This is a genomic window from Sutcliffiella sp. NC1 (genome assembly GCF_027594365.1).
GTDB lineage: Bacteria > Bacillota > Bacilli > Bacillales > Bacillaceae_I > Sutcliffiella > Sutcliffiella cohnii.
Genome location: NZ_CP115153.1, coordinates 2,678,936 through 2,702,556, shown reverse-complemented (window position 1 = coordinate 2,702,556; position 23,621 = coordinate 2,678,936). Strand labels below are relative to the sequence as shown.

At 34.9% G+C, this 23,621-nt stretch carries 24 protein-coding genes; 12 read left to right on the top strand and 12 right to left on the bottom strand.

Going from position 1 to position 23,621, the window contains the following annotated elements:
• The first annotated feature begins 5 nt into the window (after positions 1-5).
• Positions 6-512, top strand: coding sequence for a spore coat protein (locus tag O1A01_RS14070; protein WP_084380081.1), 507 nt, complete (start codon positions 6-8; stop codon positions 510-512).
• A 309-nt stretch (positions 513-821) separates the two neighbouring features.
• A complete protein-coding gene (locus O1A01_RS14065) occupies positions 822-1,850 on the top strand; it encodes a reverse transcriptase domain-containing protein (RefSeq protein ID WP_270064356.1) in 1,029 nt (342 codons plus the stop codon).
• A 130-nt stretch (positions 1,851-1,980) separates the two neighbouring features.
• On the opposite strand, the gene O1A01_RS14060 is transcribed toward O1A01_RS14065, so the two are convergent.
• The gene (locus O1A01_RS14060) at positions 1,981-2,145 is read right to left on the bottom strand and encodes a YozQ family protein (RefSeq protein ID WP_084380079.1); all 165 of its coding nucleotides are present in this window, start codon (positions 2,143-2,145) and stop codon (positions 1,981-1,983) included.
• 296 nt (positions 2,146-2,441) lie between these two features.
• Here O1A01_RS14060 and O1A01_RS14055 point away from each other — a divergent pair, with 296 nt between their 5' ends.
• Positions 2,442-3,233: a hypothetical protein gene (locus O1A01_RS14055; RefSeq protein WP_066410912.1), complete on the top strand. Its 792-nt coding sequence runs from the start codon at positions 2,442-2,444 to the stop codon at positions 3,231-3,233.
• Here O1A01_RS14055 and O1A01_RS14050 read toward each other — a convergent pair.
• Together O1A01_RS14050 and ltaE are read right to left on the bottom strand one after the other, a co-directional pair.
• The gene (locus O1A01_RS14050; RefSeq protein WP_270064355.1) at positions 3,230-4,060 is read right to left on the bottom strand and encodes a deoxyribonuclease IV; all 831 of its coding nucleotides are present in this window, start codon (positions 4,058-4,060) and stop codon (positions 3,230-3,232) included. The genes O1A01_RS14055 and O1A01_RS14050 overlap by 4 nt on opposite strands.
• Before the next feature lie 100 nt (positions 4,061-4,160).
• Entirely contained in the window at positions 4,161-5,186 is a 1,026-nt protein-coding gene (gene ltaE / locus O1A01_RS14045; protein WP_270064354.1) for a low-specificity L-threonine aldolase, read from the bottom strand.
• A 149-nt stretch (positions 5,187-5,335) separates the two neighbouring features.
• Between ltaE and O1A01_RS14040 the strand changes: the two genes are divergently transcribed.
• Both O1A01_RS14040 and O1A01_RS14035 read left to right on the top strand, forming a co-directional pair.
• Entirely contained in the window at positions 5,336-6,577 is a 1,242-nt protein-coding gene (locus O1A01_RS14040) for an MFS transporter (RefSeq protein ID WP_066410909.1), read from the top strand.
• A gap of 65 nt (positions 6,578-6,642) precedes the next feature.
• Positions 6,643-6,783, top strand: coding sequence for a hypothetical protein (locus O1A01_RS14035; RefSeq protein ID WP_169714883.1), 141 nt, complete (start codon positions 6,643-6,645; stop codon positions 6,781-6,783).
• 51 nt (positions 6,784-6,834) lie between these two features.
• On the opposite strand, the gene O1A01_RS14030 is transcribed toward O1A01_RS14035, so the two are convergent.
• The 3 genes from O1A01_RS14030 to msrA form a co-directional block, all read right to left on the bottom strand.
• Positions 6,835-7,641 (bottom strand): Fpg/Nei family DNA glycosylase, encoded by an 807-nt coding sequence (locus O1A01_RS14030; protein WP_066410908.1) that lies wholly within the window; start codon positions 7,639-7,641, stop codon positions 6,835-6,837.
• Between the two features lie 16 nt (positions 7,642-7,657).
• The gene (locus O1A01_RS14025) at positions 7,658-8,839 is read right to left on the bottom strand and encodes a DHH family phosphoesterase (protein WP_270064353.1); all 1,182 of its coding nucleotides are present in this window, start codon (positions 8,837-8,839) and stop codon (positions 7,658-7,660) included.
• Positions 8,840-9,207: 368 nt separating this feature from the next.
• A complete protein-coding gene (msrA, locus tag O1A01_RS14020) occupies positions 9,208-9,753 on the bottom strand; it encodes a peptide-methionine (S)-S-oxide reductase MsrA (protein WP_066410900.1) in 546 nt (181 codons plus the stop codon).
• A 190-nt stretch (positions 9,754-9,943) separates the two neighbouring features.
• Between msrA and O1A01_RS14015 the strand changes: the two genes are divergently transcribed.
• Positions 9,944-11,455, top strand: a complete 1,512-nt coding sequence (locus tag O1A01_RS14015) for a hypothetical protein (protein WP_066410897.1) — start codon at positions 9,944-9,946, stop codon at positions 11,453-11,455.
• 93 nt (positions 11,456-11,548) lie between these two features.
• Here O1A01_RS14015 and recQ read toward each other — a convergent pair whose 3' ends face one another.
• From recQ to O1A01_RS14000, 3 genes are all read right to left on the bottom strand, one after another.
• The gene (gene recQ / locus O1A01_RS14010) at positions 11,549-13,675 is read right to left on the bottom strand and encodes a DNA helicase RecQ (protein WP_270064352.1); all 2,127 of its coding nucleotides are present in this window, start codon (positions 13,673-13,675) and stop codon (positions 11,549-11,551) included.
• Positions 13,676-13,756: 81 nt separating this feature from the next.
• Entirely contained in the window at positions 13,757-14,296 is a 540-nt protein-coding gene (locus O1A01_RS14005; protein WP_066410893.1) for an HD domain-containing protein, read from the bottom strand.
• An 11-nt stretch (positions 14,297-14,307) separates the two neighbouring features.
• The gene (locus O1A01_RS14000) at positions 14,308-14,469 is read right to left on the bottom strand and encodes a hypothetical protein (RefSeq protein WP_169714882.1); all 162 of its coding nucleotides are present in this window, start codon (positions 14,467-14,469) and stop codon (positions 14,308-14,310) included.
• 156 nt (positions 14,470-14,625) lie between these two features.
• Here O1A01_RS14000 and adh point away from each other — a divergent pair, with 156 nt between their 5' ends.
• Positions 14,626-16,146, top strand: a complete 1,521-nt coding sequence (gene adh / locus O1A01_RS13995) for an aldehyde dehydrogenase (RefSeq protein ID WP_066410891.1) — start codon at positions 14,626-14,628, stop codon at positions 16,144-16,146.
• Between the two features lies 1 nt (position 16,147).
• Entirely contained in the window at positions 16,148-16,477 is a 330-nt protein-coding gene (locus tag O1A01_RS13990) for a DUF779 domain-containing protein (protein ID WP_066410890.1), read from the top strand.
• 63 nt (positions 16,478-16,540) lie between these two features.
• On the opposite strand, the gene O1A01_RS13985 is transcribed toward O1A01_RS13990, so the two are convergent.
• Both O1A01_RS13985 and O1A01_RS13980 read right to left on the bottom strand, forming a co-directional pair.
• Positions 16,541-17,935 (bottom strand): L-cystine transporter, encoded by a 1,395-nt coding sequence (locus O1A01_RS13985; protein WP_066410889.1) that lies wholly within the window; start codon positions 17,933-17,935, stop codon positions 16,541-16,543.
• A 118-nt stretch (positions 17,936-18,053) separates the two neighbouring features.
• Positions 18,054-18,812 carry a DUF2935 domain-containing protein gene (locus O1A01_RS13980; RefSeq protein WP_066410888.1) on the bottom strand — a complete coding sequence of 253 codons (759 nt, stop codon included), beginning with the start codon at positions 18,810-18,812 and terminating at the stop codon, positions 18,054-18,056.
• A gap of 226 nt (positions 18,813-19,038) precedes the next feature.
• On the opposite strand from O1A01_RS13980, the gene O1A01_RS13975 reads away from it, so the two are divergent.
• Both O1A01_RS13975 and O1A01_RS13970 read left to right on the top strand, forming a co-directional pair.
• Positions 19,039-19,479: a cupredoxin domain-containing protein gene (locus tag O1A01_RS13975; protein ID WP_066410887.1), complete on the top strand. Its 441-nt coding sequence runs from the start codon at positions 19,039-19,041 to the stop codon at positions 19,477-19,479.
• Positions 19,480-19,809: 330 nt separating this feature from the next.
• Positions 19,810-21,429, top strand: a complete 1,620-nt coding sequence (locus O1A01_RS13970; protein ID WP_066420681.1) for an ABC-F family ATP-binding cassette domain-containing protein — start codon at positions 19,810-19,812, stop codon at positions 21,427-21,429.
• Between the two features lie 268 nt (positions 21,430-21,697).
• On the opposite strand, the gene O1A01_RS13965 is transcribed toward O1A01_RS13970, so the two are convergent.
• Positions 21,698-21,901, bottom strand: coding sequence for a DUF6501 family protein (locus O1A01_RS13965; protein ID WP_066420680.1), 204 nt, complete (start codon positions 21,899-21,901; stop codon positions 21,698-21,700).
• 147 nt (positions 21,902-22,048) lie between these two features.
• Between O1A01_RS13965 and O1A01_RS13960 the strand changes: the two genes are divergently transcribed.
• Together O1A01_RS13960 and O1A01_RS13955 are read left to right on the top strand one after the other, a co-directional pair.
• Positions 22,049-22,750, top strand: a complete 702-nt coding sequence (locus O1A01_RS13960; RefSeq protein WP_066420679.1) for a class I SAM-dependent methyltransferase — start codon at positions 22,049-22,051, stop codon at positions 22,748-22,750.
• A gap of 224 nt (positions 22,751-22,974) precedes the next feature.
• Positions 22,975-23,562 carry a cell wall hydrolase gene (locus O1A01_RS13955; protein WP_066420677.1) on the top strand — a complete coding sequence of 196 codons (588 nt, stop codon included), beginning with the start codon at positions 22,975-22,977 and terminating at the stop codon, positions 23,560-23,562.
• Positions 23,563-23,621: the final 59 nt, after the last annotated feature.

The window sequence follows — 23,621 nt, the reverse complement described above, 5'->3', positions numbered from 1 at the left end:
TTTAAATGGGTAGTCCATGGTTATTTGATTCAGGGTGTGACCGTCGTCATCAAGCAAGTATATTTGATACAGGATGTGACCGACGTCATCACACTAAAAGATGGAGTGCTTTAGATGATAGAGCACGTCATCCATTATGTAAAGATGATGTTCAACAATCTGTTCAAGAAAATAAAGTAATTCAAGAGTCCTATGAGCAAATTATTATTGAGGATTCTTGCGACATTGATGTTATTACAATTGATACGAAAGCAGCAGTATCCCTTCAAGCAGCAATTCAAGCAGCAATTGATTTAGTGTTAAACCTTTCTATTGCAGATAGCACGGAAGCACAAAGAATCTCGCAGGAATTAGTACAAAAATCTAAAACGGTTCAAGTGAATAAACAACAAACTCTTATTAGAAATTCTAAAAATGTAAGTGTACGAACTGCAGATACTGATTTAGTCATTAACATTCAACTATTGTTACAGATTTTAGTAGCATTAATTATTAGAGTTGGCGTTTTATAATCCCTCCCTCCATTAACTAAAAACTCCATGCAAGCACCCCCTTTTACAATATAAAGAGGAAGCGAAAGTGCTTCCTCTTATTCATTGTGTGCCCGGCATGGGTGTAGGCTCTAGGGTGCAAGTCCCGAACGGCGAAGGCAGTAGTAGCCGTAGCTCAAGACAAGGATATGCGGGGTGACCTTCATATCTGAAGGAAGTCGGCGGCAAACTTCTGCTCCGAGGAACACGAATCTCATATAAGGCTAGGTGATACTGGATGAGTCTGCAATACAAGACAAAGTCCATACTGCCGAAGGTGTCACAGAGTAAATGAGGCGGAGACATGGAAGGAAAGTCTACACTCTTACCCGGGGAGAACCTGTCGATACGCCGTACTCATACGGTAAGCTTATCTGTGAGGATAGGTTGAACGACAGGCGAACGCATCAAGCAGTCAAGCTGGCTCAAAGCTACATAGAAGAAGGATATAGATGGGTAGTGGACATCGACCTCGAGAAGTTCTTTGACAAGGTCAATCATGATAGATTAATGAGTAAGTTAGCTACGAGGATTAAAGACAGAACTTTACAAAGAATAATTAGACGCTTTCTAACCTCAGGCGTTATGGAAGGCGGACTTGTCAGTCCAAACCTTGAAGGCACACCGCAAGGCGGACCACTAAGCCCATTACTTTCAAATATTGTTTTGGATGAGCTAGATAAAGAGTTGGAACGCAGAGGGCACCGTTTTGTCCGATACGCCGATGATTGTAATATCTACGTGAAATCTAAAAGAGCCGGTGAAAGGGTTATGAAAGCTATGACTCAATTTATCGAAGGGAAACTTAAGTTAAAGGTTAACAGAGAGAAAAGTGCTGTAGACCGACCTTGGAAAAGAAAATTCCTCGGATTCAGCTTTACAAATAACCGAAAACCGAAGGTGAGAATATCACCTCAATCAATAAAACGGTTTAAAGATAAAATAAGGAAACTTACAAGCAGACGTAGATCAATAGCTATGGAAGATAGACTTTTTAAACTTAACGAATATCTCGTTGGATGGGTTAACTACTACCATTTAGCTGACACTCGTTCTGTAATCGTTAAACTTGAAGGATGGCTTAACCGAAGATTAAGAATGATTCGCTGGAAGGAATGGAAACTCCCGCGTACAAAGGTCAAGAGACTCATCGAACTGGGTATACCGAAATGGAAAGCACACGAATGGGGCAATACGAGGAAGGCTTATTGGAGAATATCCAAAAGTCCTATACTACACAAAACACTAGGGAAAGCATATTGGCTTTCCCTTGGATTGAAAAGTATTACTGCGAGATATGATTTACAACGTTCGACATAACTGGAACCGCCGTATACGGAACCGTACGTACGGTGGTGTGAGAGGGATAAATGGAGGTTAGTCGCCTCCCCCTATCTCAATTCATCATTTATTCTCAATCTTTATAATTGAAACATAAGTATAGGTTTATTTATTTTTTATTTTTAGGCTCTTGAAATGTTTCACCAGCCATATAACTATCGCTAACTTGCTCGTGAGTCTCTGCTAAGCCAGAAGAAAGTTCATCACTGCGATTATAGTCTTTAACATCATATGTTCTACCAGCTATATCAGTGCTTTTATCTTTATTTTCCATCGGTCATCACCTCCAATGTTAGTATGCCCTTTTTTCTTTTTGTTACATAACTTTCTCTCTTTATAGTTATACGACATTGCTAACAAGCGCCCGAAAATTATTGTAGATGGAGTGGTATGGGACATTCATGTAAATTAATATGTATCATTAAGTACTTTAACAAAAACGAATGCGAATCATATAATAATTTATCCCTGTATAAGGCTTTACTAACAATCAGCAGCTATTGCTCCTGATTCATGCATTTCCTTATCCTGTCTCTTTCCTTCTTATCGTGTAAAAGGAGTGTATATTAAATGCAGTCTTCGAGACAATCAACTAATAGAAAGCCTAAGTTGTATGTAGATAGTATAAAACAACATCAGCAAGAACAATACCGGATGAATTATTTACAGCAATTGTTAAATGAGCAAAAAGAAATGAACGGCAACTTTTTAAAAAATGTACAATCAATGACAATTGATCTCCAAAATCATAAAGTTGAACAATTTAAATCGTTAAATGAATTAACAACGAAACTATCTGAACAAGAACATACTACGAATGAAATTGTTAAAGAAGTAAAACGAAACGATATCAATCACAACGAGATAATGAATCGGTTACAACATTTAGAATCATTAAGTACTAAAATAGAAAAAATGATAGATGATGAGCAACTATTAAACGAGGCTTCTGTTGAACAGCTTGCTTTTCTAGAACAACTAACGCAAAAGCTAGTAAAAAGAATTGACGAATATCATTCCACCCAACAAACATTGCAAAATCAATTAGAGAATCAAGATGAATTATTGGAAAAAATGAATGATAAATTAGAAATTCAAGAAATGTTTCATAAGTCAATAATAGAACGTTTTGATAAACAAGAAGTTACAAATCGAAAAATATTAAATCAATTAGATGGAATCAAAACATCTATTGTAGAAAAAATAGAAACAGTTTTAGATTCTTTAATGTTTCAGTATAAGCATACCATTCAATATATTAAAGAAATTGTCGTTACAAAACCAAATGTAGTACATCGTTTGCAAGTAAAACAAGGAAAAGGAAAAGGAAAAGAAGATAAACAAAAGAAAAATTCAATCTAGTTAAACTGTTGTATTAAATAATTTATTTCTTCTTTATGCGTTATACCTTCCGATGATGGTGTTTCTAAGATCATTGGAAGGTCTTTTAATGAATGAGATAAAATAAAACGTTTCATTTGCTCAATCGTTATTTGTCCATTACTGATATTTGCATGACGATCCTTCATTGAACCTGTTTTGTATTTTGAGTTATTCAAATGAACTGCTTTTACATGTTGAAAATAGCCTAATTCCTTTCCTTTTATCTCTACCTCTTCCCAATTATCACCCGACCACATTCCGCTAGAAAAAGCGTGACAACTATCCAAACAAAAGCCGATTTTTTCAGGGTAGTCTATAAGATTTCGGATTTGAACGAGCTCTTCTATTGTTGTTCCCATACCTCCACCTTTTCCTGCGTTATTTTCTATTAACAACAAACTTTTTCCATTCCACCTCGATAAAACTTCATTTAATGTATGTATCATTTTTTCATAACCGTGTAGTACATTATTTCCTTTATAAACACCAAAGTGAACGACAAGTCCAATAGAACCACATTCCTCGATAATTTCTAGGTCATTTATAATGGAATCCACATTTGCTTTTAACATAACTTCATTTTCCGGTATGAGGTTTGTCGGGTATGGGCTGTGGGCGATGGAGAGAATCCCATTTTCTATACAAAAGTCTTTACACAATTTTGTATCATTTCGGTCCCATTTTTTTATTTTTAAACTTCGTGGATTTTTCGGGAAAAATTGAAAAGCACTAGCGTTATATTGTTTCGCTGTTTTTGCAGCGGCATAGTATCCATTTCGGATACTAACGTGGCAACCAAATATCAAAGTGATCCCTCTCCTTATGTTAGTCTTTTTAGGATTCCCGCCTGGTGCTTCCTTGATTCGGCTAAGTGTAAGCGTAAAAAAAGCACTAAGAGTTATACTCTTAGTGCTTAATAATGGAATGAATAATATGAATTGCTCTGTCAATATCGTTAGTAGAGACGTCGTAATGGGTTGTAAATCGAACTGTCGTAGGGCCGAAAGTCACTGCACGAACACCGTTTTTTTCTAATAAATGAACAAACTGTTCGGATGAGTATCCAGTATTTTTTACATCCACAACTATAATATTAGTATCAACGTCATTTACGACTTCAATGGAATTAATTTCCTGAAGACTGCTAGCCAATCTTGTTGCGTTTTCATGATCTTCTGCTAGTCTTTCTGTCATTTTCGTTAATGCAATGATACCAGGTGCTGCGAGAATACCTGCTTGGCGTAGTCCACCACCTAATCTTTTTCTCCATTTCCTCGCCTTTTCGATATAACTTTTTGAACCTGCAAGAATAGAGCCGACTGGCGCACCTAATCCTTTAGAGAGACAAATTTGAACAGTATCACTATATTGTGTAAATTGCTGAACGGAACAGTTACTACTTACAGCTGCGTTGAAAAGTCTAGCGCCATCAACGTGTACAGGAACATTATATTTTCTTGAAAGTTCATAGACATCTTTCATGTTTTCATAAGGGACAACTGCTCCTCCAGCACGATTATGAGTGTTTTCAAGACATATCAATCCGGTTTCTGGAAAATGTTGATCCTCCCCTCTAATGCAAGACTCTATTTGTAAAGGATCCATTCGACCTTTTACTCCATTTATAGTTCTTGTTTGAACTCCTGCAAAAGCAGCGACAGCACCAGATTCGTAGTAAAAAATATGAGATTCAGATTCTAATAATATCTCATTCCCAGGTCGACAATGTGTTAAAACAGCAATCTGATTACCTTGTGTACCGCTCGTTACAAATAATGCTGATTCTTTTCCTAAAATTTCTGCGGCTTTTTCTTCTAGTACGTTTACTGTAGGGTCTTCACGATAAACATCGTCACCTACCTCCGCTTCATATGCGGCACGTCTCATTTCTTCAGTAGGTTTTGTTACTGTATCACTTCTTAAATCAATCAATGGGATTACTCCTTTTACTTATATTTCTTTTATTATAAAACAATATGAAAAAGAACAGTATAAAATATTTAGCAAATCGAAATTTTTTTATTCATTTCTAAATATTGTCATGATATCATATCTCTAGATACATAAAGGAGCGGATATTTATGCAAGAAGCGAAAAAGTTATCAATGCCTTTAACGAATGAGGAAAAAACAACAGTTTATCCTATTCTTTTCGTAATTGGTTTTGTTCATTTGTTAAATGACGCTTTACAATCTGTTGTTCCCGCTATGTTTCCTATACTACAAGGAAGTATGGGACTAACATTTACGCAAATTGGGCTAATTGGTTTTGCGCTTAATTTTACATCATCCCTTATGCAACCATTAGTAGGTATGTATACGGATAAGCGACCATCCCCTTACGCTTTGCCGATTGGCCTTTGTTTTTCATTCATTGGTATTGTAGGTATTGCCCTAGCAAACTCTTATTGGTTAATTATTGTTTCGGTCTTACTAATAGGAATTGGCTCCGCTACTTTTCATCCTGAAGGATCCCGTGTTGCGTACATGGCGGCAGGGAATAAAAGAGGATTAGCTCAATCTATATACCAAGTTGGAGGAAACTCAGGTCAAGCACTTGCTCCACTAATAGCCGCAATTATTTTAATCCCTTTCGGTCAAAGAGGAGCTCTTTCCTTTACAGTAGTTGCAGGTTTGGCTATTATTCTCTTACTTTATATTGCTAAGTGGTATAGTAATGAAATTAAAAATGTTAGAACAGTATCTATAAAGAAGAAATCTCATAGTAATAATACCGAAACAAATAAGAAGCATAAGAAAATAATCGTATTTTCTATCTGTTTATTAATTTTTCTTGTATTTGCACGTTCATGGTTCCATGCAGGTATTACGAGCTTTTATGCGTTTTATATTATAAACGAATATGGTTTAACGATAACAGAGGCACAAATTTATATTTTTATCTTTTTAGCGACTGGAGCAGTAGGTACTTTTTTCGGAGGTCCCCTCGCGGATCGATATGGGAAAAGGAATATTATATTACTATCAATGTTAGGTTCTGCACCACTAGCATTACTATTACCGTTTGTTGGTCCGTTTACAGCTTATATATTAATTGGAATTATCGGGTTCATCATTTTATCAAGTTTCTCTGTAACTGTAGTATATGCTCAAGAGTTAGTCCCAGGAAAAATAGGTACAGTATCTGGTCTAATTGTAGGTTTAGCTTTTGGGATGGGGGCTGTTGGTTCTGTCGCACTTGGTTGGCTTGCTGATTTAATAGGTTTAACAAACACTATAATATTTGCTGCCTGTTTACCATTTATCGGGCTATTGACATTCTTTCTACCTTCCGATGAGAAAGTGAAGGAAATTCATCATTAATATGTATATATTACTTTAATAAGTGGCAAAAATGTTCCTAACAGGTTGTTAGGAGAGTGGTAAAAGTGGATATAATGTCTATTATTCGTTACGCGTGCTCCTTATTAGGTATTCTTTTCCTAGGCTTTACATACAAAAATATATTTACTAATGCAAAGAGAAAATACTTTACGAAAGATAATAAAGATCAGAAAAAAGAAATGTAAAATAAACAAGAGCTAGCGATATTGCTAGCTCTTATTGCATGTTATTTACTTTTAAGCACTAACAATTTGGCAATGTGGACATATGTACGATTTACGACTAGATATCTTTATTTTTTGTATAATACTATTACATCTTTTACACTTTTCTCCTTCACGATCATATACTTTCCTTCTCTCATAAAATGATCCTACTAGATTGTCCTCCTTATATAAAGGATTATCCATATATCCACCGTAATGAATTGCTTCTTTCATTACATTTACCATTGCGTGATAAAGATTACTTAATTGTTCTACAGTTAATGAAGTTTGTTCAGGGTGTACTTTTGCCTCGTAACAAATTTCATCTGAATACAAATTACCAATTCCTGCAACTACTTCCTGATTGATTAACGTTGTTTTTATTTTACCTCTTCTTTTTTGAAGTAGAGATACCCATTTTTCTAAACTTAATTCGTTTAATTCCGGTCCTAGATTTTCTAATTTTTTATTTAAAGCTTCTTTTTTAAGTAGATGTAAAAAGCCTAAACGTAATCCTATGAACTGTAGCTGCTTCGAGTTAAAAGTTATTATTATTTGTTTCGTTCGATCAGGTGTATCGTCTTCCCCACCTATGTACATCCATCCACCTAGCATTAAATGTAATAATAAGGAGTCTCCGGAATCAAGATCGAATAATAAATACTTCGCTCTCCTTCTAATATTTATAATTTTTCTCCCTATTAACTCGTTACGAAAGGTGACAACAGGTACATTAATAGACTTTTCGCGGTTAATGACGACATCTGTAATTGGTAAGTTATTTACACTCGTAGATAACAGTCGCCTGTACGTTTCCATTTCTGGCATTTCTGGCATGATAATTCTCCTTTTGTTATTTTTTCAAGGGGTTTGCATGCTCCATTAAATAATCTACATACTCTCGATCCCGAACAAGCCATGCTCCAAATGTTCGTTTTAAATGGCGTTCTGCTTCTATATAGGTTGAAAATTTCTCTTCCAACGGTTTCCCTTCGTGTACTAACTTCCAATTTCCATTGGCATTTATTATAAAAAACAACCCATTTTCTTTCGTACGATAAAGGGAACCATTGCGTGATTCTTTCACATTATATACATTATTAAACGCATCCATCTTTATTGGTTCCAGTTTAAACGTATTTGAAACAAATAAAGTATACGCCTTATCTGTTAAAAGACAGCCAGCTGCTTTAGAATGTCCTCCTCCATCAAATTGAGAGGCTATTAAGGAAACGTCTATTTCATCATGAACGGTACGCAAACTAATGCGTCTACTTCCCATGTTAACGATAGCAATATAATCTAAATGGGTATTATGTTTTCCAAATTCATTTCCTAATTCTGAAATATATGATTCGGCAAAAACGACACCTACTATTTTTCCATCAATATTTGTTTGAATAAGTTCTCTTTGCTTTCTTCGCAAATAACGTTCCATTTTATTTTCTTCTAAATCTAGTATTTGTGATTCAAAGTCATCAAATTGAAAAGGTTCATTTCTTTCTAATCTAGGAAGCATTCTGTCAACGAATTCATCAATGGATAGCATATAAAAAAGGTCATTTAGTCTTTTTGCTTCCGTATTTCCATTTGCATCCCATTCCCAAGTATCATATTGTCTAACTAATTCTACAAAGTCTTCTATTGCTTTATTTGTAGTGATTTCACCCTCTTCTTTTAGATAATCAAATAATAAGGATGTGGCACTTGTTAACCGCCCATCTTCGTATTCCACTGTTACATTTCCCCATGAATGTTCATTTAAATGAAGAGCTGATTTATGATGGTCAATTAATATTGCGTTGCCGCCATTTTCGATAAAAGTTGTAATAAGTGCTTCGTTTCGCTCATTTACTGATAAATCTGTGATCATAAGTTTGTGTTCGATGTTGCCAGCCTCTATGAACTTTTCTACTTGAATATTCAAGCTTCCTACCGAATTGTAATGAACTTCTACCTTTTTTTGGAAAGTTAGTTTTGCTAAAATGGCACATCCTATTCCGTCTAGGTCGTTATGTGTGAATAAATGAATCATTTCTAACACTCCTTTTCTTATGATGTTGCATGGGGGTATACCTTAAAAATTGATTAAGGTGGTGTGATTGATAACAAATAATAACGTTTGATAAAACGGTTTTTACTAGCTTTTTGTTCAAGTTTATTTGCTAGAGGTCTACTCTCTATTATTTCTACAATCTAAAGAAATAATATCTTTTTATTTTCTTTTTTGAGCTTATAAGAAAGTATAAAGTGTTTAAACTATATAAAGCGTTAGATTCAACGATAGAAAATAGTTTACTTGTTATATTCGCAAAATAAATACTTACGCAACTATCTTTGTCCAAGGACCTTGCATGTTTGTGAGTTTTTCTAAATAAACAAAAAAACAGCCATTAAAGGCTGTTATTTCGCATATTCTTCTCCCCAAACTTCTTTAATATAAGCATCACGTCCAGATTCGATTCGCTCTTGCTTATATTTTTCAGGGTTCTTTTTATAAAAATGTTGATGATAGTCTTCCGCTTCATAAAAATATGTAGCTTTTTTTATTTCTGTTACAATAGGCTTTTTATATCTTCCGCTTTCTTCAATTGCTTTCTTAGATGCTTCCGCTAGTTTTTGTTGCTCTGAAGTGTGATAAAAAATAGCAGTACGATATTGTGGTCCTCTATCAAAAAATTGACCATCCGGATCTGTTGGGTCAATTTGTGGCCAATATAGTTCCAATAATTTTTCATAGGAAAATAACGATGGATCGTACGTTATTTGAACAACTTCATAATGACCTGAAGTTCCTGTTTTAACTTGTTCATATGTAGGGTTTTCAATTGTTCCACCAGTATATCCTGATACAACTTTTTCAATCCCTGGCATTTCATCAAAAGGCTTTACCATACACCAAAAACATCCACCAGCAAAAGTAGCAAGCTCCAATGTTTTATTAGACATTTTAATTCCCCCTATTCCTTCTATTATAAGATTTTATCATTATTGAAAGGAATGGTACAAATAATTATTATTGTATTTCTTAATAATAGTAAAAAATACTATAAAGAACACGATTTCAATCGTTTACTATAAAGATTATTGTAGTATAGCAATTTGTGAGAACTATGAATGATAGGAGATTAGAAAATTCATGACAAACGTAGAACTCTTTAGCCAATTCTGGATTATCATTTTATTTTTAATCCCGATGGTATTAATTTCTAGGACTGTAGTTGCTGGTACTAGGTATTCCCCAATATTAATTATCGTAATTTTCGGCCTCGCTATGGGGTATTTACTAGTATTTAGTGGGGTATCTACACCAGGCTTGCCCGAATTCCCATTTGTTGACTTAATTGCGAAAACGACGATTGTAGCTCTAACCGTCTCTTTCTTTGTTGGTGGACAAGAGCTACGAAAAATCTTGAGTAATAAAAACTTGGACGATGTAGATGTCGTTATCCCTGCAACAGACGAAATTATATTAGGGACGTCAAGAACTCAATTTTTCTATATTATAAGAGCTTTCTTTTTATTGTTTGGAATAGAGGGTCTATTCCGATTAATAGTAACAACTAACAATAGTTTTTCATTTTATCCTTTAATGGCTTATATCGGATTAGTTTTAGCGGTTATTTTAATTGATAACAAGGCAAAAATAGATAATAAGCATTTATACTTACGAAAAGGCATTTATGAAATTATCGCCATTGTTTTAGTATTAGTTTCTTCCTATTCCATTGCTGAGTGGATCTCCGGCTTAATTGCTCTACCACAAATATTTTTTGCAATGATGATTTCTGCTGGCTTAGGTGCCATTCTATACAACTGGACATTTGGACCAACTATTAGGTCTTTATTATTTGCAGGTATCCCGGTCGTTTTAGCTGCTAACTTTATGGTTGGTGGATCTAGAATGGGCGATGCATTTGAAATTTCAGGTATGAACGCTGTATTAACATATGGATTTTTCGGCCAATTATTTTGGATGTTCGGTGGAATAGCACTTATTATGCTATTTGCTAAATCAGCTAACGCACGTAATTTAGCACCTGGTATGGCAGGGGCATTATCGCATTCAGGTTTAACTGGAGCATGTACAGCAGGTGATTTTGGTAGTGTGGCTGCTCAACGTGCGCCAATCATGATTAACATTCCATTTTTTGGCCATGTTTTCGTGTTTTCCATTCTTGCCGTAAGTGCTGAACGTGGAGAGCTATGGATTGTCCCAGCTATGATTATTGTAGCTATCGGTGTTGGATTAACCATTCTTTCACTAGTAAATTTAAGAAAAGCTAACGGCATAGATCAACGAGAAATAAAAGCGTTAATGCAATTTTCTTTTGGGTGGCAGCTTACTGCTGTATTTGGAGGATTAGCAATTTTAAGTTTAAGTGCAATGTCTATGGAGTATGCTGCAATGGCTCAAACGTCCGCTATATCGCATTTTGGCTTATTTGCAGCGGTTCAAGAAGGTATGTTTGGTACTGATGCGGCAGCTTTAATTCCATTTATTTTTTCCATGCCGTTTCTAGTTCACCCTCTCGTATTTTACATGTTTGGGAAGGCGATGGAAAATGATGGAGAAATGCCAATTATTCCAGTTTATCTATTAGCTGCAGTCGGGTTTGTAGGAATTGTAATATCATTATTCGTTTTTTGATTAAGAACAAATGCGCCCTCCGGAACTAGACGTATCAACGCAAGTTTAGTTGTTAGTTGAACGATAAAAAAAACATCCAAAAGGATGTTTTTTTTATACTACTTCCAAGCGATGCTTCGCAATGGTTGCTTTAATGGCCATATAGTCAACTTCTTCAGGTAGAGCTTCTTTAATAGGCTTTAATTTTTCTGTACCAATCTCTTTAATAGTTGTAACGATAAGTTCTTCGTACTCCTCCGGAATAAAGTAATTCCAATTTACTTCTATCCCTTCTTTATCGCATTTTAATAAATGATTTTGAATGGTAAAGATACTCATGTTCCGTTGTTTCGCAATCTCCGAAAGAGTGGAACCATTATTAAACATATAAATGGTAACGAGATGACTAGGTTCGGTTGATACATTCTCATTTATTACAGTTGCATTACCTGTAGGAACTTTCCTAGCCCCACCGTTATTCTCTATATATTCTTGTATCGCTTTAATAAATTGTTCACCAAATTGTTCCCATTTATGTTCACCAACGCCTTTAATTGCTAACATGCGCTCCTTACTCGTAGGTAGCTCTCTACTTATATCTAATAGTGTGGAATCAGAAAATACAACATATGGTGGGACGTTTCTTTCTTGTGCAATTAATCTTCTTAACTGACGAAGTTTTTCAAAGAGAGCGTCATCTGTAGCAACACTAGTCGTTTGTTTTTTAATCTTTAACAACACTTTCTCTCCATTCGTTAATACCCCTGTAGAGCGTCTCCCTAATTTTACAACTGGAAACTGCCCTTCTGTTAAAAATAAATATCCTTCGGCACTTAATATATTCATTAATTCTACTATTTGTTTTTCTGTATAGTTACTCATAATTCCATAAGTTTTTAATGTATGAAAGTTAAATTGTTGTAACTTTTTTTCCTTTGAACCTTTTAAGACTTTTGCGACCATCGTCATCCCAAAACGCTCATTCATCCTTTTGATACAAGAAAATATTTTTTGGGCCTCGATCGTAATATCACGCTCTTCATAATCCCCAGAACAATTACTGCATCTTCCACAGTCATTAGTATTACTTTCACCGAAATATTCTGTTATATATGTTTGATGACAGCGGGTAGTGAAACAATAATCTACCATAGCTTGTAGTTTTTGATATTCCACAGATTTCCGCTCGCTGTTTAGTAAGCTTTGTTCAATCAAAAATTTTTGTAATTGAATGTCTCGTGCATTAAAAAAAATGGTACACTCACTCTTTAAACCGTCCCTACCAGCTCTACCAGCCTCTTGGTAGTAGGATTCTATCGTTCTTGGCATATTATAATGAATCACGTACCGAACGTTGGACTTATCGATCCCCATTCCAAATGCATTTGTAGCCACCATGACATCAACTTCATCAAAAAGAAACTTATCCTGTGATACCTTTCGTTCTTCTTCTCCCATCCCGCCATGGTATTTTGAAACAGAATATCCCCATGTTGCAATTTTTTCTGTTAAGCTGTCTACTTCTTTTCTTGTTGCAGCATAAATAATCCCGGAAACTTCTTTATTTGCCTGCAAGTATTTTGATATATATTTTTCTTTATCAGTGCCTCGTTCAACATTAAAAAATAAGTTTTCTCTACTGAATCCAGTTATAAAAGTATCTTTCTCTTCTATACGTAATACTTCCCTAATGTCTTCAGACACTTCTTCTGTTGCAGTGGCAGTAAATGCTGCGATTAAAGGCTTATTTTGTAATTGCTGAATAAAACTACCTATTTTTCGATAGCTTGGACGAAAATCATGGCCCCATTGAGAAAGACAGTGAGCCTCATCCACTGCTATAAAAGAAACATTTACTTTATTAAAATAACTAGCAATCTGGGAAGTATGTAATCTCTCAGGAGCAATATAAATAATTTTAAATTCTTCCTTTAAGACTTTATAAAGTCTTTCTTCTATTTCTTCATTTGAAATAGAACTATTAATATAGGTTGCAGCTATTCCTATGCTAGTTAGCGAATCAACTTGGTCTTTCATTAAAGATATTAATGGTGATATGACAATTGTTACACCATCCATTAGTAATGCTGGTATTTGATAGCAGATAGACTTTCCTCCACCAGTAGGCATAATACCTAAAGTTGGATGACCACTTAATATATTTTCAATAATACTTTTTTGCCCTTCTCTAAAATCAGAATAACCGTAATATTTTTGTAGTATATTTTTCGCTTCAATCAACTAAAAGCACCTCATTATATTATGTGTTGGAATATTTTTAAAAGATGGAGAGTAATGGGGATCGTAAAATAAAAAGTAGCATTATACAAACACGTCATAAATAGCCGTTTTTAACTGTTTAAAAATATTTTCATCACCTATTTGTTGTTCTAAATTGTCCATTACACTTTCATAGTACCATTTTTGCTTTTCTCTTCCTCGATTAAATCGACTCCATACTTCGGCACCATTCTTTTTTAAGTCTTCTTGAATACTTAATAAGTTATGAAGTTTATCAGCACATATAATGAAGCAAGTTTCTTTATCGGCTGTTTTTACTTTTTGTATTGCATCGCTTTTGCGTTCTTCCCAACTCAATTTCTTATTCTTCTCTGTACATTTATCAACAAGTGTAGATACCTTTTCTCCAAATATAAGAGAAAGCTCTTTTAAAGTAATCTCGGTGTCTTCGACAATGTCATGGAGTATGCCGGCGATGACGACTTCTTCTTCGCAGTTTTCTTTTTGTAACATCATCCCAACTGCAAATGGATGAGAAATGTAAGGAATGTTTGTACCTTTTCTGAACTGGTTCCTATGAGCGATGGAAGCAAATTCAATTGCCAAATTAATGTTAGACATAATATATCCCCCTATTTAAATAACTTCCGGAGCATTCTTCCTGTACCTTTTCCAGCAACCCTCCTACCTGCACGTTTTGCCATTTTCTTTGGGTTTCCAGATGTAATCGCTTGGATATCGCCTAAAATCTTTGCTGTTTTATAAAGTTTTGAACGAATTTTACTAATCTTCACGTCTATCACCTCCTACACCTTATTTTATCATGTAAGCTTAAAAAAATTAATGAATAAATCTAAATTAGACAATTGTTGTTCTAAATTAAATTAAAAGTGAATACGCTTACAATGGACTAGTTAAACTAGATCACTATTTAGTTAGGGGGAGTATAGATGATATACAAAAATCCAGGGGAAAATGGTTCCAAAGTGACCTTTAAAAAACGTTATGATAATTTTATTGGTGGTGAATGGGTTTCACCTATAAATGGGGAGTACTTTGAGAACGTTACTCCTGTTACTGGACAAGCCTTTTGTGAAGTTGCTAGGTCCCAAAATGAAGATATTCAACTTGCGTTAGATGCAGCCCATAGAGCAAAAGAAACTTGGGGAAAAACATCTGTTACAGAGCGATCAAATTTATTAAATAAAATAGCAAATCGTATGGAAGAAAATATCGAAATGTTAGCTGTAGCGGAAACATGGGAAAACGGTAAACCTGTAAGAGAAACGTTAGCAGCTGATTTACCTTTAGCTATTGATCATTTCCGTTATTTTGCCTCTGCTATTAGAGCGCAAGAAGGAACAGTTGGAGAAATTGACCAAGATACGGTTGCCTATCATTTTCATGAACCACTTGGTGTTGTAGGACAAATTATTCCATGGAACTTTCCGTTATTAATGGCTGTGTGGAAATTAGCTCCTGCTCTTGCAGCTGGAAACTGTGTTGTTTTAAAGCCGGCTGAACAAACACCATCGTCTATTATGGTACTAATGGAGCTAATTCAAGATTTACTACCACCTGGTGTTGTAAATGTGGTAAACGGTTTTGGTTTAGAAGCCGGTAAACCATTAGCATCTAGTGACAGAATTGCCAAAATTGCTTTTACTGGTGAAACAACTACAGGTAGACTAATTATGCAATATGCTTCCCAAAACATTATACCAGTAACGTTAGAGCTCGGAGGTAAGTCGCCAAATATATTCTTTGAAGATGTTTTCGCGCAAGACGATGAATTTTTAGACAAAGCGATCGAAGGTTTTGTCATGTTTGCATTAAACCAAGGTGAAGTTTGTACTTGCCCTTCTCGTGCTTTAATTCACGAATCCATTTACGACAAGTTTATGGACCGTGCCTTAGAGAGGGTGAAACAAATAAAACAAGGAAATCCTTTAGATACTGAAACAATGATTGGAGCACAAGCATCTTCAGAGCAATTAGAAAAAATACTTTCCTATATTGATATTGGACAACAAGAAGGTGCAGAAGTTTTAACGGGAGGTGCGAGAAATTACTTAGAAGGAGAGTTACAGGGTGGATATTATGTAAAACCGACTGTATTTAAAGGAACTAACGATATGAGAATTTTCCAAGAGGAAATTTTCGGTCCAGTTGTATCTGTAACAACTTTTAAAGATGCTGAAGAAGCACTAAGTATTGCAAACGATACTTTATACGGTTTAGGTGCTGGTGTGTGGACTCGAGATATGAATACAGCATACCGCTTTGGTAGAAAGATTGAAGCCGGTCGAGTTTGGACAAATTGCTACCATGCATACCCTGCTCATGCAGCTTTTGGAGGATATAAAATGAGCGGAGTTGGTAGAGAAAATCATAAAATGATGTTAAGTCATTACCAACAAACGAAAAATTTACTAGTTAGCTATAGCCCTAAAAAATTAGGCTTCTTTTAAAATGAATAAAGTTTTAGCAACAAAGGATGCTCTTGAATTAATTGCAAAATTACGAACAAGACACGGCCCACTACTTTTTCATCAATCAGGTGGATGTTGTGACGGTAGTTCTCCTATGTGTTATCCAAGAAATGAATTTATCATTGGTGACTCTGATGTATTACTTGGAGAAATTGGCAATACTCCATTTTATATGAATAAAAAACAGTATGAGTATTGGAAACATACGCAATTAATTATTGATGTGGTACCTGGTAGAGGTGGCATGTTCTCTTTAGAAGGTCCGGAAGGTGTTCGGTTTTTAACAAGATCTAAAGTGTTTCCTAAATAAAATTAAACCTGTAAAAAGAATAAAAAAAGAAGTCCTACTCGTTAAGTAGGACTTCTTAAACTATTAAACTTCTAATTCAAAATCTGTAGAAGGTTCACTGTTATAAACATCTTTATCTAAGTCATTCGTTGCTTTACTAGTTAAAACTCCAGCTGTCATACTTCCACTTACATTAAGTGCCGTACGTCCCATATCAATTAAAGGCTCAACAGAAATTAATAACCCAGCAAGTGCGATTGGTAAGTCTAGTGCAGATAATACGAGAATGGCCGCAAATGTTGCTCCCCCTCCTACTCCTGCTACTCCGAATGAACTAATAGCTACTATTACAATAACCATGAATAAAAATGATGGATCTAATGGATTAATTCCAACAGTTGGTGCTATCATTACAGCTAACATCGCTGGATAAATTCCGGCACAACCATTTTGACCAATTGATAAACCGAAAGAACCGGCAAAGTTTGCAACGCCGTCTGACACTCCTAGTTCTTTCGTTTGCGCTTTAATGTTTAACGGTAACGTTGCAGCACTTGATCTAGACGTAAAAGCAAATGTTAATACAGGAATAACTTTTTTCACGTACGTGATTGGATTTAACCCTGATAACGAGATTAATATTAAATGAATGATAAACATTATTATTAATGCAACGTACGATGCAAGTACGAATTTCCCTAATTTTGCAATTGCTGCGTAATCACTTGTTGCAGTAACTCTCGTCATTAAAGCTAAAACACCAAATGGCGTTAAACGAAGGATGAGTGTTACAACACGCATAATAATGGTATAGAATGTATCAACAATTTTTGCAAAGAAATCAGCTTGCTCTTCATTCTTTCTTCTCACACCTAAGTAAGCCATCCCTACAATCGCTGCAAAAATAACAACGGCAATAGTTGAAGTTGACCTTGCACCAGTAAAGTCTAAGAAAATATTAGATGGAATTAGATCTAACATTTGTTGTGGGAATGATTTCGTTGCGACTTCCGTTGCACGAGATTCTAACGCTTCTCCTCTCGCTACTTCAGCATCACCTTGCTCAATTTGGATTGCTTCAAGATTAAATGCCATTGTCGTTCCAATTCCAATTGCGGCTGCAATTGCTGTTGTTCCTATTAGAATACCAATAATAAGACCACTAATCTTACCAATATTGCTCTTTAGCGTTAATTTAGTAAACGCTGTAAGAATACTAATAAATACTAGTGGCATTACAATCATTTGTAATAACCTTACGTACCCTACACCAACTATGTTAAACCATTCCATAGATGATGAAATAATCTCAGATCCACTACCATAAGTAAACTGTAAACCTAGGCCAAAAATAATCCCTACTATTAATGCTGAAAATACACGCTTAGAAAAAGATACATGTTTTCTCTGCATCATATAAAGACCATATAGTAGGCCAAGTAAAATAATAATATTAATGATGACAAATAAAGTATTCATAAATTTTCCTCCTTTTCGCATTATTACTTTAATCCATTAAACCTTATTGGTCAAGTAGGAATATTTAATAAAATATTAGTATGTATGTTTTTCTTTCGGGAAAAACATACATACTATTCTATTCTTGTACTCGCGGTTTTGTTGGATCACAATCTGGCATTGCAGTAGCTGTTGAACTAGCTAACTTAATTAAGTAATAACATTCCTCTCGAGCCATATGATCAGCCATAATGGCCGAAAACGTACCTAACAGTTGATCTGATAATTCCATTTCTTTTATTTCATGTAAAAAAGTTTTAAACAGTTCTATCTCCAATTTTACTTCAACATTCATTTTAGAAAGTGCAGGAAACGATTGAACGTTCGTTCTTAAATACCCTGCAAGCTCTACTGCTTTTATATAAAAATCTTTAAATCTTTCAATAAATTCGTGCGATCTAACTTTCACATCCTGTTCTACCATATCAACACTATCATTAATTCCTTGCGCATGGCCTGCTGCATCAAGTAACCATACTAAATGGTGATGCAATTCATGAAAAATTGGTGGGCTTTCCCCTTTTTCTAAATAACTTACTACATTTAAATATTCCTCTAATTCATTTACCATATGGTTAATAAATGTTGGCGGTAAGTTTACGGTAATTTCTCCGTGCAATTGTCTACGAATAATAGATAATTTGAATTCACGTAATTGTTGTGTCAAAGCTTTCGCCGTTTTAATGTGTTGATGCACATTTTCGTTCGTTAAACTATTTGCTTCATTGTACAAACGATCGTATCTGTCTTTAAACTGTTGTGCTTTTTGAATATCTTCTTTTTCTTTTGGACCTAACGTATCTAGGAAAAAAATGTTGTGATCTCCAAACACTTGCATCCAAAACCGTTGTTCAAATGTTGCATCTTCTAAAAAACTAATGGAACTCCTCCTCCTTTCTTTCTCATAAACAATATATTCCTACATTTTATAAACATAACTTCTACCTTGAAAATAGGTCTCTTTAGGAAAAAGGCAATTTGTACGATTATTTATTGAAATGAGACAAACTAACGAAAGTACAAGCATATAGATAAAATAGATTGTTATTTTAAGGGGGATGGAAATGAGATTGTTAGTAATAAAAAGAAGTTGGTTTTTGTTCCTAGCGTTTTGTTGTGTTGTTGCTTTTGGAGGATGGTATGTAGTGAACAAAGGAATTATCCCAACAACTGGACAAGTAAAACAAAGTGAAGAAACAGTTATTCATTTAATTACTACAGAATTTGAGACGAAAACGGCAGATGGAAAAGAAATTGAAGTATATCGCTGGGATCCAGGTACAGTTGTTGCTCCAAAAGGAAAAGAAGTTACATTTAAGCTTTTCGGATTAAATGGTCATGAACATCATTTTACAATTGAAGGAACATCGGTACACGGTGTTGTCAACAAAGGAAAAGAAACGGTTGTGAAAGTGCAATTTGATGAGCCTGGTGTGTACAAACTAATTTGTACTTCTCATGCGAATGATGTAGTACCTATGATTGCTTATATACATGTGTATTAATGTGTTGCTGACTAGAGATACCCTAGTCAGCTTTTTTAATCGTTTATGAAACTATAAACGTGTGTAAATTTTGTGGATAACTTCTCTCTTTACTTTTCTGACGTCTAGCTCCGGCGGCTTGGCCCTCGAGACATAAGCCAGTCACTTCCGGTGGACAAAGACCGTCCACCTGCAGCGCCGCACCTTTCTTGTCGGGTCAGAGCGAGCCGCGTCCGCTTTTGTTCTTTGTAAAATGTTTATCTTTCCCCTTTTCTTCTTCTTTACTATCTATTTTTATTTGGAAATGGTATAATTTCAACGGATTATATATATATGGAGGAAATAAAATAAATGATTACAGTGACAAATGTTAGTTTACGTTTTGGAGATCGAAAGTTATTTGAAGATGTTAATATAAAGTTTACACCAGGAAATTGTTATGGATTAATTGGTGCGAACGGTGCTGGAAAATCTACTTTCCTTAAAGTACTTTCTGGTGAAGTTGAAGCACAAACAGGGAATGTTAGTATGAACCCTGGTGAAAGACTTACTGTTTTAAAGCAAAACCACTTCGAATATGAAGAGCATGAAGTTCTTAAAACAGTAATTATGGGCCATGCAAGACTATACGAAGTAATGCAAGAAAAAGATGCAATTTATATGAAAGAAGATTTTTCTGATGAGGATGGAATGAGAGCAGCTGAATTAGAAGGTGAATTCGCCGAACTTAATGGGTGGGAAGCAGAATCAGAAGCTGCTATTTTGCTTAAAGGTTTAGGTATTGAGGAAAATTTGCATGATAAAAAAATGGCAGAGTTAACAGGATCTGAGAAAGTGAAAGTGTTACTAGCACAAGCTTTATTCGGTAAACCTGACGTTCTTTTATTAGACGAACCTACAAACCATTTAGACTTAAAAGCAATCCAATGGTTAGAAGAGTTTTTAATAAACTTTGAAAATACAGTTATTGTCGTATCTCATGACCGTCATTTCTTAAACAAAGTGTGTACTCATATTGCTGATTTAGACTTTAGTAAAATTCAAATATATGTTGGGAACTACGACTTCTGGTATGAATCAAGTCAGTTAGCAACAAAAATGGCTCAAAATGAAAACAAGAAAAAAGAAGAAAAAATTAAAGAATTACAAGCATTTATCGCTAGGTTTAGTGCGAACGCTTCAAAATCAAAACAAGCAACATCTCGTAAGAAGTTATTAGATAAAATAACACTAGACGACATTAGGCCTTCATCACGTAAATATCCTTATATTCATTTTACGCCTGAACGTGAAATTGGAAATGACCTTCTCCGTGTTGAAGGATTAACGAAAACAATTGACGGTGTAAAAGTATTAGACAACGTAAGCTTTATTATGAACAAGGATGACAAAATTGCTCTAGTGGGTAGTAATGAAATTGCTAATAGCACCCTATTAAAAATATTATCTGGCGAAATGGAACCGGATAGTGGTTCATTTAGATGGGGCGTTACCACTTCTCAATCTTATTTTCCGAAAGACAATGCTAAGTTTTTCGAAAATAGTGATTTAAACTTAGTTGATTGGCTACGTCAATTTTCTCCTCAAGATGAAACAGAAACATTTTTACGTGGGTTCTTAGGAAGAATGTTATTTTCAGGTGAAGAGGTTAAGAAAAAAGCAAGTGTTTTATCTGGTGGAGAAAAAGTTCGCTGTATGCTTTCTAAAATGATGTTAAGCGGATCGAATGTATTATTATTAGATGACCCTACAAACCATTTAGATCTTGAATCTATTACAGCATTGAATAATGGTTTGATTAATTTTAAAGGTTCTATCGTTTTCACATCACATGACCATCAATTTATTCAAACAATTGCAAACAGAGTCATCGAAATTACACCTAAAGGACTTGTTGATAAACAAGTTACTTACGATGAATATTTAGAAGATGAAGCTGTACAAAAACAAGTAAAAGAAATGTACGCATAAAAAAACAAAAGCGTAGGCGCTTCGTACAGGCCCGTACAAACTGGACTGTTCCTGTAGGAGATAAAGGAAACACGGTGAACGCGTAAGCGTGAACCGATGTTGACTTAGCGTACGGAGGGAACGGGAAGTTTGACAGGGCCTAAGCGCCGGAGCTAGACGTAACAACACATGTCAGGAGTTATCCACAAACTTTTAGTGTTATAATTTCCTTTGCAATAAAAAAAGAAACCTGAACAGGCACGATTACACTCCTGTTCGGGTTTCTTTTTTATATTTCTTGAAAATATGTTTTGTAAAAACCACTAATTTCACCTTTATTATCAACTACAAAATAAAATTCTTCTGTTTCATTTTTTACATCGTATACTTGTCCTTCCGTTAAGGCGTTATGCACTAAATATTTAGCAGCGTTTGTATGTATACATTTTACTTGTTTTATTGTGTCTGCTTGCTTCCATGTTAAGTGAATCATATTCATTTCTCCATTCTATTAAAGTTTAATGCTATTTTATCATACCTTTTTCCAATGTTAAATTAGTACTTATTTTAAATTGTTTCAACTAGTCCTCCCCTCACCCATTTTAGGCTCCTTTCATACAGTAAATGGAGGAGTTGAGTAATGTTGAACGAATATACGAACCTAATAGCTGAATTTGGTATTGGTGGCGCTCATCCTGGAGGATTAAGCTTTTCTAAAGAAATTTTAACTAATGAAAACATAGATAGCAATGACATTATTTTAGAGGTTGGTTGTGGTACCGGGCAAACAACCGCATACCTTGCCTTAAACGGTCATACGGTAGTGCCGATTGACTCACATCCGAAAATGGTGGAAAAAGCGAACAACAGGTTCCAACAGTTATATCTTCCTTGTAAAGCACAAATAGCCGACATCCATGACTTGCCATTTGAGAAGGACAGTTTCGATATTGTCATAGCAGAGTCAGTTTTATCGTTCACCAACCTAGATCAATCGTTAGCTAATATACATGACGTTTTAAAAGAAGGTGGAAAATTAATAGCATTAGAAATGACAAAAAAGGATTCTATTAAAGATGAATTTTTAGGAAGTATAAAGAAGCACTTTGGTACTCCACAAATACTTTCCAAATCAATGTGGGAAAATAAGCTAAAAAAGCACGGATACGACCCAATCCGCTTTCAAACTATGTCATTACACGATTTGCCTACACCTGAACAAGATATAGCACCGTCCGATATGATTGATGATAAATATTATGAATTAATGTTCAAGCACGAAAAGATTGTTAGAAAAAGTCGTAATATGTTATCGCTTGGTGTAATTGTAGCTCAAAAATAATTACTTTTAAAAGTAGCATTATGCTACTTTTTCTTTTTTTGGAATATTATTGGAACAATTTTGAATAACGCTTCCTCTTTTTTCTATAAAAATACATAAATTATGAATGACTTGTACAAATGGCCTCTAATGGAAACATTTATACAGTGAAATGCTTGTATAATCTTGTTAGGGTATATACATGAGTGTTTGATAGCTACAAACATTTCTTAGGAGGTAATACAATGTTAAAAAAATTATTAATGTCATCATTTATTGCGACGGTTCTCTTTTCTGCTACTGCAGTTGGAGCAAGCGCATCGACATATACAGTTAAATCTGGAGATTCTTTATGGGAAATCGGAAAAAAATACGGAGTATCTGTTAAAGATATTCAATCATTAAATAATAAACGAAATCATTTAATTTTCCCTGGTGAAACTTTGAAACTACCAAAAGCAGTAACAGCATCTGAAAAGGAATTAATGGCACGTCTTGTTCATGCAGAGGCTAAAGGAGAATCTTATGCAGGAAAAGTTGCGGTTGCGACTGTAATTTTAAACCGTGTAGATAGTGATTCATTCCCTAATACTATTAATGGTGTTGTTCATGAGAGAACTCCTCATGGAGGTTATCAGTTCACACCTGTACAAAATGGCCAAATTAACTTAGCGGCGGATAAAGAAGCAATGAAAGCAGTTGAAGAAGCAATCGCATTTAGAGGACAAGGTAAAGGTTCTTTATACTTCTATAATCCTGCTAAAACAAATGATCAGTGGATTCGTACTCGTGCAGTAACAACGACTATCGGTAACCACGTTTTCGCTAAGTAATATACAAATTAATAAGTGTTAAAACAGTGGGGAAAACTATTCGTTTTTCCCACTGTTTT

Coding starts and splice junctions, on each gene's coding strand:
- O1A01_RS13965 (WP_066420680.1), bottom strand. CDS start 21,901: ATGATTCACTTAACATGGAAGCAAGCAGACACAATAAAACAAGTAAAA.
- msrA (WP_066410900.1), bottom strand. CDS start 9,753: ATGTCTAATAAAACATTGGAGCTTGCTACTTTTGCTGGTGGATGTTTT.
- O1A01_RS13970 (WP_066420681.1), top strand. CDS start 19,810: ATGATTACAGTGACAAATGTTAGTTTACGTTTTGGAGATCGAAAGTTA.
- O1A01_RS14055 (WP_066410912.1), top strand. CDS start 2,442: ATGCAGTCTTCGAGACAATCAACTAATAGAAAGCCTAAGTTGTATGTA.
- O1A01_RS13955 (WP_066420677.1), top strand. CDS start 22,975: ATGTTAAAAAAATTATTAATGTCATCATTTATTGCGACGGTTCTCTTT.
- O1A01_RS13975 (WP_066410887.1), top strand. CDS start 19,039: ATGAGATTGTTAGTAATAAAAAGAAGTTGGTTTTTGTTCCTAGCGTTT.
- O1A01_RS14030 (WP_066410908.1), bottom strand. CDS start 7,641: ATGCCAGAAATGCCAGAAATGGAAACGTACAGGCGACTGTTATCTACG.
- O1A01_RS14040 (WP_066410909.1), top strand. CDS start 5,336: ATGCAAGAAGCGAAAAAGTTATCAATGCCTTTAACGAATGAGGAAAAA.
- O1A01_RS14065 (WP_270064356.1), top strand. CDS start 822: ATGAGGCGGAGACATGGAAGGAAAGTCTACACTCTTACCCGGGGAGAA.
- O1A01_RS14060 (WP_084380079.1), bottom strand. CDS start 2,145: ATGGAAAATAAAGATAAAAGCACTGATATAGCTGGTAGAACATATGAT.
- O1A01_RS13980 (WP_066410888.1), bottom strand. CDS start 18,812: ATGCAAGTGTTTGGAGATCACAACATTTTTTTCCTAGATACGTTAGGT.
- O1A01_RS14005 (WP_066410893.1), bottom strand. CDS start 14,296: ATGTCTAACATTAATTTGGCAATTGAATTTGCTTCCATCGCTCATAGG.
- adh (WP_066410891.1), top strand. CDS start 14,626: ATGATATACAAAAATCCAGGGGAAAATGGTTCCAAAGTGACCTTTAAA.
- O1A01_RS14025 (WP_270064353.1), bottom strand. CDS start 8,839: ATGATTCATTTATTCACACATAACGACCTAGACGGAATAGGATGTGCC.
- O1A01_RS14015 (WP_066410897.1), top strand. CDS start 9,944: ATGACAAACGTAGAACTCTTTAGCCAATTCTGGATTATCATTTTATTT.
- O1A01_RS13960 (WP_066420679.1), top strand. CDS start 22,049: ATGTTGAACGAATATACGAACCTAATAGCTGAATTTGGTATTGGTGGC.
- O1A01_RS13985 (WP_066410889.1), bottom strand. CDS start 17,935: ATGAATACTTTATTTGTCATCATTAATATTATTATTTTACTTGGCCTA.
- O1A01_RS13990 (WP_066410890.1), top strand. CDS start 16,148: ATGAATAAAGTTTTAGCAACAAAGGATGCTCTTGAATTAATTGCAAAA.
- O1A01_RS14070 (WP_084380081.1), top strand. CDS start 6: ATGGGTAGTCCATGGTTATTTGATTCAGGGTGTGACCGTCGTCATCAA.